This is a genomic window from Amycolatopsis cynarae (genome assembly GCF_026802195.1).
Lineage (GTDB): Bacteria > Actinomycetota > Actinomycetes > Mycobacteriales > Pseudonocardiaceae > Amycolatopsis_E > Amycolatopsis_E rhizosphaerae.
This window is the reverse complement of sequence record NZ_CP113836.1, coordinates 5,428,128-5,443,285: the sequence shown is the minus strand read 5'-3', so window position 1 is coordinate 5,443,285 and position 15,158 is coordinate 5,428,128. Positions and strand designations below refer to the sequence as shown.

Annotated in this window: 15 protein-coding genes; 4 read left to right on the top strand and 11 right to left on the bottom strand. The window is 67.6% G+C overall.

All coding sequences use genetic code 11. The features are described from left to right. Window positions 1–9 precede the first annotated feature (9 nt). From ORV05_RS26005 to ORV05_RS25975, 7 genes are all read right to left on the bottom strand, one after another. Window positions 10–765, bottom strand: coding sequence for a creatininase family protein (locus tag ORV05_RS26005; RefSeq protein WP_268754629.1), 756 nt, complete (start codon window positions 763–765; stop codon window positions 10–12). Window positions 766–850: 85 nt separating this feature from the next. Beyond that, complete coding sequence (locus tag ORV05_RS26000) at window positions 851–2,146, bottom strand: FAD-binding oxidoreductase (RefSeq protein ID WP_268754628.1); 1,296 nt, start codon at window positions 2,144–2,146, stop codon at window positions 851–853. A gap of 11 nt (window positions 2,147–2,157) precedes the next feature. Next, the gene (locus ORV05_RS25995; protein WP_268754627.1) at window positions 2,158–3,195 is read right to left on the bottom strand and encodes an ABC transporter substrate-binding protein; all 1,038 of its coding nucleotides are present in this window, start codon (window positions 3,193–3,195) and stop codon (window positions 2,158–2,160) included. A gap of 131 nt (window positions 3,196–3,326) precedes the next feature. Then, window positions 3,327–4,175, bottom strand: a complete 849-nt coding sequence (locus tag ORV05_RS25990) for an ABC transporter permease (protein ID WP_268754626.1) — start codon at window positions 4,173–4,175, stop codon at window positions 3,327–3,329. Continuing rightward, on the bottom strand, window positions 4,172–4,921 hold the full coding sequence (locus ORV05_RS25985) for an ABC transporter ATP-binding protein (protein ID WP_268754625.1): 750 nt from the start codon (window positions 4,919–4,921) through the stop codon (window positions 4,172–4,174). Before ORV05_RS25985 ends, ORV05_RS25990 begins: the two co-directional genes overlap by 4 nt. After that, window positions 4,918–6,147 carry an amidohydrolase family protein gene (locus ORV05_RS25980; RefSeq protein ID WP_268754624.1) on the bottom strand — a complete coding sequence of 410 codons (1,230 nt, stop codon included), beginning with the start codon at window positions 6,145–6,147 and terminating at the stop codon, window positions 4,918–4,920. The genes ORV05_RS25985 and ORV05_RS25980 overlap by 4 nt, the downstream gene beginning before the upstream one ends. Further along, window positions 6,147–7,034, bottom strand: a complete 888-nt coding sequence (locus ORV05_RS25975; RefSeq protein ID WP_268754623.1) for an MBL fold metallo-hydrolase — start codon at window positions 7,032–7,034, stop codon at window positions 6,147–6,149. Before ORV05_RS25975 ends, ORV05_RS25980 begins: the two co-directional genes overlap by 1 nt. 35 nt (window positions 7,035–7,069) lie before the next feature. Here ORV05_RS25975 and ORV05_RS25970 point away from each other — a divergent pair, with 35 nt between their 5' ends. Next, entirely contained in the window at window positions 7,070–7,693 is a 624-nt protein-coding gene (locus tag ORV05_RS25970; RefSeq protein WP_268754622.1) for a helix-turn-helix domain-containing protein, read from the top strand. Between the two features lie 301 nt (window positions 7,694–7,994). Here the strand turns inward: ORV05_RS25970 and ORV05_RS25965 are convergent, their stop codons facing one another. Further along, window positions 7,995–8,441, bottom strand: a complete 447-nt coding sequence (locus tag ORV05_RS25965) for a MarR family winged helix-turn-helix transcriptional regulator (RefSeq protein ID WP_268754621.1) — start codon at window positions 8,439–8,441, stop codon at window positions 7,995–7,997. A 166-nt stretch (window positions 8,442–8,607) separates the two neighbouring features. On the opposite strand from ORV05_RS25965, the gene ORV05_RS25960 reads away from it, so the two are divergent. After that, a complete protein-coding gene (locus ORV05_RS25960) occupies window positions 8,608–9,555 on the top strand; it encodes an alpha/beta hydrolase (RefSeq protein ID WP_268754620.1) in 948 nt (315 codons plus the stop codon). Window positions 9,556–9,604: 49 nt separating this feature from the next. Here the strand turns inward: ORV05_RS25960 and ORV05_RS25955 are convergent, their stop codons facing one another. Beyond that, window positions 9,605–10,555 carry a nucleoside hydrolase gene (locus tag ORV05_RS25955; RefSeq protein ID WP_268754619.1) on the bottom strand — a complete coding sequence of 317 codons (951 nt, stop codon included), beginning with the start codon at window positions 10,553–10,555 and terminating at the stop codon, window positions 9,605–9,607. Between the two features lie 37 nt (window positions 10,556–10,592). On the opposite strand from ORV05_RS25955, the gene ORV05_RS25950 reads away from it, so the two are divergent. Continuing rightward, a complete protein-coding gene (locus tag ORV05_RS25950) occupies window positions 10,593–11,348 on the top strand; it encodes an acyltransferase (RefSeq protein WP_268754618.1) in 756 nt (251 codons plus the stop codon). 210 nt (window positions 11,349–11,558) lie between these two features. On the opposite strand, the gene ORV05_RS25945 is transcribed toward ORV05_RS25950, so the two are convergent. Then, window positions 11,559–12,098: an NADPH-dependent FMN reductase gene (locus tag ORV05_RS25945; protein WP_268754617.1), complete on the bottom strand. Its 540-nt coding sequence runs from the start codon at window positions 12,096–12,098 to the stop codon at window positions 11,559–11,561. 93 nt (window positions 12,099–12,191) lie between these two features. Then, complete coding sequence (locus ORV05_RS25940; RefSeq protein WP_268754616.1) at window positions 12,192–13,616, bottom strand: short-chain fatty acyl-CoA regulator family protein; 1,425 nt, start codon at window positions 13,614–13,616, stop codon at window positions 12,192–12,194. Window positions 13,617–13,842: 226 nt separating this feature from the next. Between ORV05_RS25940 and aceA the strand changes: the two genes are divergently transcribed. Then, the gene (gene aceA / locus ORV05_RS25935; protein ID WP_268754615.1) at window positions 13,843–15,120 is read left to right on the top strand and encodes an isocitrate lyase; all 1,278 of its coding nucleotides are present in this window, start codon (window positions 13,843–13,845) and stop codon (window positions 15,118–15,120) included. Window positions 15,121–15,158 lie beyond the last annotated feature (38 nt).

Sequence of the window (15,158 nt, the reverse complement as noted above, 5' to 3'; positions counted from 1 at the left end):
CGACGTAGACTAGCCCACCTCGAACCGGGCAACCTCCCGCAAGGCAGCAGCGCACTTTTCCACACCGGCTTCGAAGAGTTGCTTGCCCAGTTCCGCGTTGGCCCCTGTGGGGTCGCCGATCGTGCCGTCAGTGCCGAAGTCATCGCTCAGCCAACCGAAGCTCACCTGCTTGCCGAAACCGATGTATTCATAGGCGGTAAGGGCCTCGGGAACCGAGCGCACGGCGCGGTCCAAATGGACGAGGTCCGGACGAAGGTGCAGCATCACAGAAGTTTCGGTCAGTCCGCCGTGTACCCCCATGCCCAGTTCGCTGGCAGGTGAGGCACCACCTTGGTCGGCTGGTACACCGGGGTGCATCAGGAACGTGTGGAAGCCGAAGCGGCGTCGTAGCTCTCGGCATGCGACCTGCAGCAACGCCGAATTCCCGCCATGACCGTTAACGAACACCAGACGTCGTACCGGGCTGGCGGCGAGTGAGTTGCCGATGTCGACGAGCATTCGCATTACCGTGTCCCAAGACAGCCAGATGGTTCCGGAAGACCAGGCGTGCTCGTCGGACTTCGTGAAGGGCAGCGCCGGCAGCAACCAAAAGGCGTCACCTGCTGCGGCGACGGCTGCCTCAGCCGTCGCCGAGGCGACTGTGAAATCGGTGGACAGCGGCAGATGCGGACCGTGCTGTTCGATCGCGCCCAGAGGCAGAACCGCAACCGAACCGGCGCTCAGCTCTGCTGACTCGGGGCCCGTCAGTTCGATGAACTGCGGCATCAATACTCCTCAGAGATTGTGGGAGTGGACCTTCGGTGCGAGTAGCGGCGCGCCGCGAGCCACGGCGCAGCTCGCGGCGCGCTCGTCACAGGGCCAGCTTGCCGGGGTTGAGCAGGCCTCGCGGGTCGTTTTCGGCGAGGACCGCCCGTACGCCCTCGATGCGCCGTTCGAGGATCCACGTATGCGGGCTGTGGATGGATATACCCATCGCTGTCAGCTGTGCCATACCTTCGTAGACCTGCTCTGGTGATTCGTAGCGTGCCATCAGCATGCCCACCACCTGTGTTTTCATCAGTTCCAAATGCAGGAGCGTTTCCGGGAACACGGCTCGTACGGAATCGGGCGCTGTCCACAGTAGATCACCGGCTACCTCGAGGTGGAAGTAGCCGGGTTCCTTCCGTTGGAGGTGGAACGTCGAGTGGTTGAACGACAACGAACTGACTCGCTCGGCACCATTCGGGCCTTCCCGGACAGCCAGTACCTCGCCGCCGCCGCTTGTAACCCTGCGGTGCAACTCATCGATCGTTTCGGCTCGGGCGATGATCCGTACGCTGAGTCGAGTGGGGTCGAGTGCTGCGTCGGCAGGCAGCGCCGCAACGATCGGGGCTTCATCCAGCGAGGCGAGCCGGGGCGAAGGCGACACCGATCGCAGTGAGCGAAGGAAATCGGTCGCACTGCTGTAGTCGGGCCAAGCGGTGAAGAACCCGACCCAATCGTGGGCCGGCGTCAGTCGTACGGTAGCCCGGGCGATGATTCCGGTTGTGCCGTAGGCGTGGACGTAGGGCAGGGTGGCGGATCCGGTCACGCTTCGGAGCATGCCGCTGCCGTCGCACACGGCCACGTCGAGTGCTTGGACGAAACCGTCCGCGTTCGTGCCGTGAATGAGGGATCCGGTGCCGCCGCTGCCCCCGGCCAGGAAACCACCAAGCGTCGAACCCTTCGTGGAAGGGAAGATCGGCAGTTCCTGTCCGGTCTGGCGTACGGCGTTGTCGAGGTCGCGCATGCGAATCCCGGCTTCGGCCGTGGCGACGCCGTCTTCGATTTTCAGGAGTGTGCGGCAGCGGCTGACGTCGAGCACCAACCCGCCCTGCAGAGGGATGGCCTGGCCGTAGTTTCCCAAGCCGGTGCCCCGGGGGGTGACCGGTACGCCCAGTTCGTAGGAGTGCCGGAGCACGATGGGGATCTCGTCGGCCGAGCGGGGGGTCACCACCAGGTCGGCTCGTCCGGCAGGGAGTTTCGCCTTGAGAATGGGGGACATTTGTGCCCAGTCCACCGAGGCTCGTTCGAGCCGGACAGGGTCGAGGGACACGGACTCCTCGCCGAGCTCGGCCCGGATGCGTTCGGTGAGCCGGGCGATCGGCAACTCTTGCACGCTCGTCACGCCGCTACCCCTTACTTCAGAGTTATGCTCGGGTCGATGAACTGGTTGGTGGCCAAGTCGGAAGCCTTAAGACCGTCCTTCACCTTGGCTCCGCTCGACTTGAGGATCGGGCCGAGCGTGTCGAGAGCGGACTGCACACGGTTCTGGTCCATACCGCCGAGCGCGCCGCTGCCGTCGTTCGCGACGATGCCGAGGTCCTTCAGAGCCTTGGCGGCGTAATCGGCGACACCCTCGGAATAGGTCCAGCTGTCGTTGAACTTCTCGACCGCCTCGACGAGAAGCTTGTTGGCTGTGCCCGGGTTGGCGAGGTAGTTGATCTGGGCCTTCTGCAGGATCGGCACCAGCTTCTTCAAGCAAGGTGAAAGCTTCGCGAGGTCGGCGGTGCGCACGGACAGCGCTTCCGGGTAGACGTTGTAGCCGACGTCGGAGAGGAGTTGGTACTTCACCGGCTTGTTCCAGGACGGGACCTCGTGCTGGTACACGTAGGGCTCGGCAGTCGCGTATCCTTGTTGGACGAGGTCGGGGCTGGCGACAAACCGGGCCGGGGCGCCGTCGTAGCTGGTGTCGAACTGACCGGCCTTCACCAGACCCTTGTCCGACAGCAGAGTCGAGTAGACGGTTCCGCTGGACACTACGACCTTGACGTCAGACTTGCCGATGTCGGCGATGCCCGTCCATGTGGGGTGTGTGGCGGGGTCCCACATCAGCATCTGTGGGCTCTTCTCCAGCGGTGCCACCACGGCGGTCACCGGTTGGGTGCTGGACGCGGAGATGGCCGCGTCCGTGGTGACCGCGCCGAGCGTGATGGACTGGTCGACGTACATCTGGGACGGAACGCTCTGGAAACCGATGGCACCGCCACCGGACCGGACCTCGATTTTCACTCCGGTGTCCATGCCGTCGATCACCAGCGGGCCGCTGACACGCTTCTTGTCAGCGTCGATGGTGTAGCCCTGGCCGATCAACTCGTAGGCCGCCGCGTGTTCGGCCTCCGGTTCCCAGTCTTGCTGGACGACCACGGTGGAGGGGCAGACGCCCGTCAGGTTCACCGCGTCGGAGGGCGGAGCGGCGCTACTGGAGGCGGCGGATCCGGAGGAACTCGATCCGCAGGCGGCGAGGGTAAGGGCCAGTGCGGGGACGAGCAGGCCGGCGAGGAGTCGGGTGATACGCATGGAGGCTCCTAGGAACGTTTGCCCACGACGAGCTTGCCGAGCGCGGTGAATACCGCGAAGACGGCGATACCGAACAGTGAGGCGAGGATGATGGCGGCGAACAGGTCGGTGGACTGCAGGCGGGCACGGTAGACATCGAGCAGCGTGCCGATCCCGGGTTCACCCTGTTTGAAGAAGAAGTCGCCGACGATGGCGCCGATCACCGACAGGCCGGACGAGGTGCGCAGCCCGGTGAAGATCGACGGTAATGCGGCGGGCAGCTGCAGCTTGGTGAGCCGCTGCCAGCGGGTCGCCTTGTTCAGGGTGAACAGATCGTGTGCACCCTGACTCGCGGAATGCAGCCCGAACAGCGTGTTGGCGATCATCGGGAACAGCGCGATGATCACGCACACGATGACCCGGCTGGTGAAGCCGTAGTCGAACCACAGGCCGATCAGCGGCACGATCGCCAGGATCGGCACGGTCTGCAGGACGACCGCGTAGGGGTAGACCGCCCGCTCGACCCAGCTTGCCTGGCTCATGGCGACGGCGGTGAAGATGCCGAGCGCGGAGGCGATCGCCAGACCCACCAGGGCCACTTCAGCGGTCAGCCCGAGTGCGGTGAGCATCGGCTGGAGGTGCTTCCAGTTCCCGAAGGAGTCCAGGAGCACCTGTTCGGGAGGCGGTACGAGGAAACGACGGCTGGGGGAGAGCAGCAGGTAGCTCACCGCCAGCCACAGTCCTATCGCCACGACCAGGGCCGCGATCACGGGGACCGCGGCGCGCAGGGCCAAGGACACCGGACCGCCTCGGCGCCGCCGTCCGGTGCCGGCGGCGCTGATCCGGAACAGTTCTTTGTCCTTGACCGGTGCGCTCATTCCGAACTCGCTTTCAACGCGGCGGATACTTCGCCCGCGATCCGAGCGAAGTCGGGGTGGTAGCGGATCTCCGGCGAGCGCGGGAACTCGAACGGAACCTCGATCTGGCGCACGATCCGGCCCGGTCTCACCGACATCACGGCGACCCGCGTGGACAGGTAGACGGCTTCGCTCACCGAGTGCGTGATGAAAAGCCCGGTGAAACCCTGAGTGCGGAACAGGCGCTGCAACTCGTCCTGCATGCGCAGTCGGGTGATTTCGTCGAGCGCGCCGAACGGCTCGTCGAACAGGAAGATCTCGGGGTCGAGGATGAGCGCCCGAGCCAGGGACACCCGCATCCTCATGCCGCCGGAGAGCTGGCTGGGCAGCTGCTTTTCGAACCCGGCGAGCCCGACCAGCGCCAGTGCCTCGGCGGCCTTGCGGCGCCGTTCCCCCTTCGGCACGCCGTGCAGCTCGGCCGCCAGCTCGACGTTCTTGGTGGCGGTGCGCCACTCCAGGAGGGTAGGATCCTGGAAGACGTAGGAGATTTTGTCGGTATCGGCCAGGACCTCACCGGCGGTCGGTGCAGTGAGTCCCGAGGCAAGGCGCAGCAGGGTGCTCTTCCCGCAGCCCGACGGTCCGACAATGCTGACGAAGTCGCCGGGGGACAGATCGAGGTCGACGGCGCACAGCGCCTGAGTGCCGGTGTCGAAGGTTTTTTCCACTCCCGCGAATCGGAGTGTGCCTCGGGTGAGTACGGCGGTCATGCTGGCCTCACGGTGGGTTCGGGGTAAGGGGTCAGTGCGGTCTGCCGGTCGACAGTGGTCCGGCTGACAGTCCGTCCGTTGTGGACGACGATGCGGGCATCGCCGGGGCCCGCGAGGGCGTCGGCAAGTGAAGCGGCCTGCACGGCGACGAAGTTGGCGCGCGAGCCCACGGTGGGCCCGGCGGGCGGGAGCCCGAGCACGGCGCGGCCCCCGCTGGTGACGGCGGCGAGGGCGGAGTGAGCGTCCAGGTGTCCGGCAGTGATCAACAGGGAGGTGGTTTCGAACGGGTCGGCGCGGCCCATCGGGTTGAACGGGTCGCGGATGTTGTCCCCGCCTGCGGCCAGGTCGACGCCGGCGTCCAGCAGTGCTTGTAGCGCGGGCAGGCCGCGGGGCCGTGGCGCCGGATGCTCGCGGCCCTGCAGGTAAAGGTTGGTGATCGGCAGGGTGATGATGCCGATGCCTGCCGCCCGGATTTCCCCGACGATCCTGGCGAGGGGTTCCGAGGGCAGGGAGCCGAGGCTGACGCAGTGGCTGGCGGTCACCCGCCCCGCCAGGCCGCGTTGCCGGACCTGCCGGCACAGGTGGGCCAGGGAAAGCACATGGGCACCGAGTTGCTCGTCGGTGTGCAGGTCGACCGGAAGGTCCAACTGCTCGGCGAGATCGAGCAAGCGGTTGGTGTCTGCTTCGGGGTCGCGCCACAGGTGCGGCGCGCCGCCGATCAGGTCGATGCCAAGGTGTGCGGCTTCGATGACGAGCGAGTCGGAGGAGTCTTCGCGCGTCAGCAGTGCGATCTGCAGGTCGAGCAGGTCACGGGTCTCTTCGCGGAGCGCGAGCAGGGCTTCGACGCCGCGCAGCGGGTCGGGCCCGGGCAGCACGTCGACATGCGTGCGGATGGTGGTGATGCCGTGGGCAAGGTACTGCTCCAGCGCATGCCGGGCGCGGCGATGGATGTCGGCGGCGGTCATAGTGCCGGCGTAGGACAGCCAGTTGCCGATGGCGGACCGGAGGTCGCCGTAACGCTGGGGCACATGTGCCCAGCTGAACGCCTTGTCGAGGTGGGCGTGTGGTTCGGTGGCGGCGCTGAGCAGCAGCCAGCCCGGCAGGTGCAGGTCGCCGACCGTCGTGGATTCGCGCACCGCGGTGACCACGCCTTCGGCCACCGTGACGTCCACGACGGTACCGTCCACAAGAGACACGCCGGTGATGAGGTGCACTGGTTCCAGCATCAGCTCACCTCCGGGGAAAAGATCGCGAAGCCGTCGAAGTCGTGCCGCAGCAGCGGATTGCCGAACGGGTCGGCGTAGGGCACCGGCCGGGTGCGGCCGTCGCGTACGGCGGCGAAGGCCTCGGCGGCCTGTGCCGGGAAGGAACCGGGAAGCACGCAGCGCAGGTTGTGGGCGACGAGTACCTGTCGTGTGGGGAGTTCGGCCAGCCGTGCGGTGGTGCCGGCGAAGACGGCGATGTCGCTTTCCGGGAAGTGCGCCCAGAAAGCCGCGGCGAGGAGCGTGTCGCCGGCAAGTAGGGATCCGGTGGTCTCGTCCCAGAGGCAGAGTCCATCCGGTGAGTGCCCGGGTGAGTGCAGGACCCGCAGGACGCGGCCGCCGAGGTCGAGCAGTTCCCCGTCGGCGAGGGTCCGGGTCGGGCGGGTGGCGGGGATCCGCCAGCCGGAAAGGTCGGGAATAGGCCGCACGGTCTGGGCTCCGGTGAGAGTGAAAAAGGTTTCGTAGTCCAGCCGGGCGAACTCGCCGAACCGCTCGACCGTGCGCCGGGCGAGTTTCTCGTACTCTGCGTGCCATTCCGCTGGCGCTTCGCCGTGCGCGTCCACGCCCGCGGGATGGACCGCTATGTCGATCGCGTGGGGCGCCAGTTCCGCGTTGCCGCCACGGTGGTCGAAGTGGTGGTGCGAGTTGACCACGAGCAGCGGGAGGTCGGTGATCGTGCGCACCTCCCCCAGGATCGAGCCGATTCCCATTCCGGTGTCGAACAGCAGGGCTCGTTCGTCGCCGAGTACGAGGAAGCTGTTGACGTGCCCGGGTTCGCTGAGGACGTACACGCCGTCGGCGAGCGGCCGGGTCGTGAACCAGGGGGCGGGGTCAGCTAATGTTGATGTCATCAACATTGACCGTAAGGGCCCTTTATTTCCGGGATGTGAACACCGTGGATCAGGAAGCGGCGGACCCGTTGGTGGGTACTCCGCGACAGCGCATGGGGCAGACCATTCGCGTGTTGCGGCACCGCCGGAAGTTGACGCTCGTGCAACTGGCCGGGCGGACCGGGCTCTCCCATTCCTTCCTCAGTCAGGTCGAACGCGGGCTCGCGCAGCCGAGCATGCGGTCGCTGCACCGGATCGCGGAGGCACTGGGAGCCACTCAGGACCAGTTGATCGCGGGCGGTTCGGAAGGGGGTGCCGAGGTCGCGGTGCTGCGGCGGGGTGAGGGAGTGCCGATCCCGACGGTGGATCGCGTGCCGGGCAGCACCGGGGCGGCCCGCCAGTTGCTGTCCGGGCCCGGTGGTTTCTTCCCGACCGAGTTCGTGGGGCTGGACAAGGAATTCGGCGAGTTCTTCCGCCATGACGGCAACGAGTTCCTCTACATCGCCGAGGGCGTGGTCGAAGTGGACCTCGGCGATGTCACCTATGTGCTGGAGCCGGGGGACTGCCTGCGTTACCCCGGCAGCCGTCCCCATCGTTGGCGCGGTATGGGTCGTGGCCGGACTCGCGTGCTGATGGTCCACACCGGCGTCGCGGTGCACCCTCTGACCGGCGACAGGTAGCGGGCTGACGAAGACCCACCTGATCTCAGCTACACAGACTGAACGATGAACTCGACAAAGCAGTCGTCATTAATTTCCTGATGACTTCTGGGTCACGCCCGGATCCTGGCGCGCCGGCCGCACAAGGGGAGGGGGTTTCCTCGACGACTTATCGAGATCGTCTTTCATGCCGGCTTCCCCTCTGACTGCCCATCTCTCCCGGTCGATCCTTGGGTCCGCGTACACCGGATCCTCGGACCCGGGCCTCGCAACCACCTCCCGTGGTGCGTGGCCGCTGAGACCCTTTTCGCGGCGCTGGGAGTCAGCGGGCGAGGCGATAGTTCTGGACCGAATCGGTCAGTTGCCGCAGTGTGTCACGCAGATCGTCGAGCGCGTGCGGGCTCAGTCCCATCGCGTCGGCGATGGTGTCCGGCAGGCAGGTAGCCCGTTCCTGGAGTGCGAGGCCGGCCTCGGTCGGGGTGACGCTGACCGAGCGCTCGTCCTCGGCCCGGCGCTCCCGCCGGATGAGCCCGAGTTTCTCCAGCCGTTTGAGCAGCGGTGAGAGGGTGCCGGAGTCGAGGTCCAGTGCCTTGCCCAGTTCCTTGACCTGGCGGCTGCCGTGTTCCCACAGGACGAGCATGACCAGGTACTGCGGATAGGTCAGGCCGAGTTCGTCCAGGAGGGGCCGGTACAGGTTGGTGACCGCGCGCGAAGCGGCGTACAGCGCGAAACACACCTGGTCGTCCAGGCGTGGTCCAGAATCCGGCATGGTGGCGCACCTCCTGCACCCCATCGTGCCGTGCCGCGGGGGAGGAAGGCGGCGGGGGTGTCCTGTATCTCAGATGATGGCACTCCATTAAGTTGCACACAACTTAATTTTGCTCTACCTTCGGTTCGTCAGGTCCGCTCCGGACCGCCCAACCCAGGAGGCAGCCATGACCGCCAATCCCCGCCAACTCGTGCTCGAACCCGCCGCCCAGGCCTTCGCCGAGGCCACGGACAACCCGCCGTACCTGTACGAACTCGGGCCGGAGAAGGGGCGCGTCACCGTCGACGAGGTGCAGGCCGGTGAGATCGCCAAGCCGGACGCCGAGATCGAAGACACCACGATCGACGGGGTGGCCGTGCGGATCGTCCGCCCGAAGGGCGCCGCAGGCCCGCTGCCGGTGGTGGTCTACCTGCACGGTGCTGGCTGGGTGTTCGGCAACTCGCACACCCACGACCGGCTGATCCGCGAACTCGCCGTGGGCGCCGGCGCGGCCGTCGTCTTCCCCGAGTACAGCCGCTCGCCCGAGGCCCGCTACCCGGTGGCCATCGAGGAGAACTACACCGTCGCCAAGTGGGTCGCCGAGCACGGTGCGGAGAAGAACCTCGACCAGTCCAGGATCGCCATCGCGGGGGACTCGGTGGGTGGGAACATGACCGCCGCGGTCACCCTGCTCGCCAAGCGCCGCGGCGGGCCGCGGTTCCGGCAGCAGGTCCTCTTCTACCCGGTCACCGACGCTTCCTTCGACACCGGCTCCTACGAGCAGTTCGCCGACGGCTACTTCCTGACCCGGGCCGGCATGCGGTGGTTCTGGGACCAGTACACGACGGACCCGGCGCAGCGCGCGGAAATCACCGCTTCACCGCTGCGGGCGGGCGTGGACGAGCTGACCGGCCTCCCGCCCGCTCTGGTGATCACGGCGGAGGCGGACGTCCTGCGGGACGAAGGAGAGGCCTACGCGGCCAAGCTCCGCGGGGCCGGGGTGCCGGTGACCGCGGTGCGGTACCAGGGGATCATCCACGACTTCGTGATGCTGAACGCGCTGCGCGAGACGCACGCCGCGCAGGCCGCGATCACCCAGGCGATCACGGTCCTGCGCGAGGCGTTGACCGACTGACCGGCGAGCCGGACGGAGGCTTGCAGGACTGCTGGACAGCTTGCGGGACTCAGCGCGTGAGGCGGGCGAGCACGAAGTCCCGCAGGCCGTCGAGGTCGGTGTCCGTCGCGACCTCGACGGTGCTTCCGCTTCGGTCCTCGTTCCGGACGGCGGCGCGGCGCCGGTCCACCAGCGTGGCGCCCCGGCCGGGGCCGAAGGAGCACTCGACCTCGAGGGGAAGGGATTCGGTGCGCAGGATGCCCGGGCTGATCGCCTCGGCGACCGCTACCGCGTCGTGGAGCGCGATCCCGTCCCAGCCCAGCGTTTTCCGGTACGAGGCCAGGTAGTCCGGCGTCAGCGCCTCCAGTCCGGCACCGACCGGACCGGTGCCGGCGAGTTTGGCCAGCCATGCGGTGTCCACCGCACAGCGGTGGGTCAGGTCGAGGGGGACGAGCACGCGCGGCAGGTCCTCTTCCACCAGGACCCGCCGGGCGGCCTCGGGGTCGCTCCAGATGTTGAACTCGGCCGCCGCCGTGGTGTTGCCGTGGCCGAGTCCGCCGCCCATCACCACGATCCGGCCGATCTTCTCTCGCACCTCGGGATGCGCCGCCACCAGCAGGGCGATGTTGGTGAGCGGGCCGATCGCGGCGAGGGTGACCGGTTCGTCCGCCGCCTCCAGCAGCGACACCATCAACCGCACGGCTCCGCCGGGTTCCGGCTCGCGGTCCGGCTCGGGCAGCGCGCCGGAACGGCCGGACAACCCGTCGGCACCGTGGACGTGGGCGGCGCGGAAGGGCTGCGGGTGGATCAGGGGCCGGGCAGCGCCCGCGGCGACCGGGACGTCCGCCCGGCCGCACAGTTGCAGCACCCGCAGTGCGTTCCGGGTGGTGGATTCCAGGGAGACGTTGCCGTACACCGCGGTGACCCCGAGCAGGTCCACGTCCTCGCTCAGCGCCGCGAGCGCGATCGCGAACGCGTCGTCGACGCCGGGATCCGTGTCGATGATCAACTTTGTCCCCATGGCCCGCCTTTCCACCGGTACTGGCTACCCTCAGGCTATGACATCGATGTGGGGATCACCGGTGCTTTCCCGGATCGGAGCCTGGCGTCGTGCCCGCCGGGACCCCAGGCAGGCCCGCTTCCTGACCACCGATTCGCTGCGGTGGGTGCTGCGCCACCGGGCCTACACGCCCTGGTATCTGGTGCGGTACTGGCGCCTGCTGAAGTTCCGGATCGCCAATCCGCACATCATCCTGCGCGGCATGGTCTTCCTCGGCAAGGACGTGGAGATCCACTGCCGTCCCGGCTACGGCCGGATGGAGATCGGCCGCTGGGTGCACATCGGCGACGGCAACGCGATCCGTTGCCACGAGGGGTCCCTGCGCATCGGCGACAAGTCCGTGTTCGGCCGCCAGAACGTGGTCAACGGCTATCTCGACATCGAGTTGGGTGCGGCCACCCTGGTCGCCGACTGGGTCTACATCTGCGATTTCGACCACGTCACCACCGACATCACCCTGCCCATCAAGGACCAGGGGATCGTCAAGTCGCCGGTGCGGATCGGGCCGGACACCTGGATCGGCACCAAGGTTTCGGTGCTGCGCGGCACGCGCGTGGGCCGTGGCTGTGTCCTCGGGGCGCACGCCGTGGTGCGGGGCGACATCCCGGACTACGCCATCGCGGTCGGCTCGCCGGCCCGCGTGGTGCGGGACCGGCGGGCCGACTACGAGGCCGACGCGGAGCGGCGCGAGGCGATCAAGGACATGGCCCGCAAGGCGAACAAGGCGCTGCAGAAGACGCTCGGCGAGTCGTGATCCGGCGAGCCGGGTAGGTCGTGTTTCCTAAGCGGCGGAGCCGCTTGCTGTGGGCCGTCAGCTTGCACCGCCGCGGGTTCTGACGTGGTTCCTCGCGAGGAAAGCTCCGACGTGGTGAATTGGCATCATGAGGAGGAGATCCCACAGCGAGGGACCGCGTCAGGTTCCGCCACCCGCACCGCCACGCAAACCACTTCGATACAAGTCCTCCTAGCCGGCCGCGTGCTTGACCAGTGCGGCCACGGCGGCGGCGATGGCCGAGCGGGCGTCGTCGTCGTTCACCAGACCGTCCTCGCCGACGAGCTTGCGGCTGACGGCGACCTGGGCGCAGGCGTCCTCGACGATGTCGACGCTCAGATAGCCGAGCACGATGCGCAGTGAGGCGTGGGCGTTCGCCGCCCCGGTCGGCGCCCAGGACGCGTTGATCCACGAGACCGGCTTGCCGTACAGCGTCTCGGCGCCGACCGACCAGTCGAGCAGGTTCTTGAACGAGCCGGGCATCGCCCCGGCGTACTCGGGGGTGCAGAACAGCACCGCGTCGGCCCGGCCGAGGCGCTGACGCAGGTCGGCCACCGCGGGGTGCAGCGGTTCCCGGTCGTCGTCCGGGTTGAAGTGCGGGAGGTCGGCGAGGCGGTCGAAGGTGTCGACCTCGACGCCTTCGGGTGCCACGGACGGCACGGTCCGGATCACGGCCGCGTTGGTCGATCCGTCGCGCAGGCTTCCACAGACGGTCAGCAGGTGAAAGGTCACTTCACCAACCTAGTGCTCCCGGCCCTCCCGGATCTTGATCTTCATGGTTCCCGGAGTGATGTCCGGTCGTGGGCCGCCGGGGCCGGCGCCGCTTCAGCTCGCGGGCACCGCCGGGTAAGGCACGAAGGTGCTGGTGTTCTCGTCCACGGTGAGCTGCTTGCCGATGGTCGGGAAGGCGCGTTGCGGGCAGGCGGGCCGGTCACACACCTTGCAGCCCATGCCGATCGGCGTGGCCGCGGCCCGGTCGTCGAGGTCCAGGCCGGTGGAGTAGACCAGCCGCTTGGCGTGCCGCAGTTCGCAGCCGAGGCCGACGCTGAACATCTTGCCGGGGCTGCCGTAGCCGCCGATGTTGCGGGCGATGGTCCGCGCCACCCAGAAGTAGCTCTTGCCGTCGGGCAGGGTGGCGATCTGGGTGACGATCTTGCCGGGCGCGGTGAAGGCCTCGTAGATGTTCCACAACGGGCAGGCACCGCCGACGCGGGAGAAGTGGAACCCCGCGGCCGACTGCCGCTTCGACATGTTCCCCGCCCGGTCGACGCGGACGAACGAGAACGGGACGCCCCGCATCTTCGGGCGCTGCAGGGTGGACAGGCGGTGGCAGACCGTCTCGAATCCGACCCCGAAGTGGTCGCACAGCCGCTCGATGTCGTAGCGGAACTTCTCGGCGGCGGCCAGGAACGGGCCGTAGGGCAGGATCAGCGCCCCGGCGAAGTAGTTGGCGAGCCCGACCCGGGCGAGCGAGCGGGCGGCCGGTCCGGAGAAGGCCCACGAGTCGGCCAGTTCGGTGATCAGGTCGTCGTACTCCAGCAGCGCGATCTGGGAGGCCATGCGGAAGGCCCGCTGTCCGATGCGCAGGCTCGGCGCGAGCCGCAGGACGCGCGCGCCGGGCTCGTACCGGTGCTGCTGCCCGGCGGCCTCGTCGATGCCCTCGGTGGTGATCTGGACGCCGTAGTAGTCGGTGAGGCGGTCCTGGAGCTTCTGGTGCACCGCGCCGCGCCGCAGGTCGATGTCTCCTGCCATCTTCTCCGCGCGTTCGTCGAGTTCGGCGACGTAGTTCTCCCGCTCGTAGAAGAAGTCCCGGACCTCTTCGTGGGGGAGCGGGGCGGCGGCGCTGCCGTGCAGGCCCATGCCGTTCTCGGTGACCAGCGCGGCCGTGGCCTCCACGGCGTTGCGGTAGCTGCGGTGCAGCTTCACCAGGGCCTGGGCGATGTCGGGCAGGTTCGTGGCCAGTTCGTTGAGTTCGCTGGTCGTCGCCTCGAGCCCGATCGCCTCGTCCAGGAGTGCCTCCTTGACGTCGGCGACCAGCCGTGCCGTGTCGTTGTTGGCGAAGAACTCGGTGTCCACGCCGAAGGCCTCGGTGATCCGCAGGAGCACTGGAACGGTCAAGGGACGGGAGTTGCGCTCGATCTGGTTGAGGTAGCTGGGGGAGATTTCCAGCAGCCGGGCGAGGTCGGCCTGGCTCATCGACCGGCTCTCGCGCAGATGCCGCAGCCGCCCGCCGGCGAAAGTCTTCTCCATGGCCTGCCTTCCTGACGCAGATCTTCCGGGCCTGACCGATCAAGAAAACGGTTCAGTCCCCGTCTTTTCCGGTGCCTGCGAAACCCGGTTTCGCAAACTTTGCAACATCGTACGAAAAATTAGCAGAAATTTGCAAATTGGAGCGGTGGTCACGTTTCCCCTGCGTATGTCATGGTCTGGGCAGACCGCGAGGCAATCGCAAAGTTTGCAAAGGTGGAGACATCCAATGGCACAGAACTTCGAGCAGGCAGCCGCAGAGCTGGCCAAGCAGTGGGAGACCGACCCCCGGTGGAAGGGCGTCAAGCGGTCTTACAGCGCGGCCGATGTGATCAAGTTGCGCGGCAGCGTGGTCGAGGAGCACACCCTGGCGCGCCGCGGTGCCGAGAAGCTGTGGGACCTCCTGCACACCGAGGACTACATCCACGCTCTGGGCGCCCTGACCGGTAACCAGGCCGTCCAGCAGGTCCGCGCGGGCCTCAAGGCCATCTACCTGTCGGGCTGGCAGGTCGCCGCCGACGCCAACCTGGCCGGGCAGACCTACCCCGACCAGAGCCTCTACCCGGCCAACTCGGTCCCCGCGGTGGTCCGCCGGATCAACAACGCGCTGGGCCGCGCCGACCAGATCAACTGGGCCGAGGGCAACACCGATATCGACTGGTACGCCCCGATCGTCGCCGACGCCGAGGCCGGCTTCGGTGGCCCGCTCAACGCCTTCGAGCTGATGAAGGGCATGATCGCGGCCGGTGCCGCGGGCGTGCACTGGGAGGACCAGCTCGCCTCCGAGAAGAAGTGCGGCCACCTCGGTGGCAAGGTGCTCATCCCGACCAAGCAGCACGAGCGCACCCTGAACGCGGCCCGTCTCGCGGCCGACGTGCTGAACGTGCCGTCGCTGATCGTCGCCCGTACCGACGCCCAGGCCGCGACGCTGCTGACCAGCGACGTGGACGAGCGTGACCGCAAGTACCTGACCGGCGGCCGCACCTCCGAGGGCTTCTACGAGGTCACCAACGGCATCGACCCCTGCATCGACCGCGGTCTGGCCTACGCCGAGTACGCCGACCTGCTGTGGATGGAGACCTCCGAGCCCGACCTGGAGGTGGCCCGCAAGTACGCCGAGGCGATCAAGGCGAAGTTCCCGGACCAGATGCTGGCCTACAACTGCTCGCCGTCGTTCAACTGGAAGAAGCACCTGGACGACGCGACCATCGCGAAGTTCCAGCGCGAGCTGGGCCACATGGGCTACAAGTTCCAGTTCATCACGCTGGCCGGCTTCCACGCGCTCAACTACTCGATGTTCGACCTGGCGCACGGCTACGCCCGCGAGGGCATGACCGCCTACGTCGACCTGCAGGAGCGCGAGTTCGCGTCGGAGGAGCGGGGCTACACCGCCACCAAGCACCAGCGCGAGGTCGGCACCGGCTGGTTCGACCTGGTTTCGACCGCGCTGAACCCGGAGAGCTCCACCACCGCGCTCAAGGGTTCCACCGAGGAAGCCCAGTTCTGATTCCCCCTTCGGCGCCAAGGTGACCCCTCGGGGGCGCC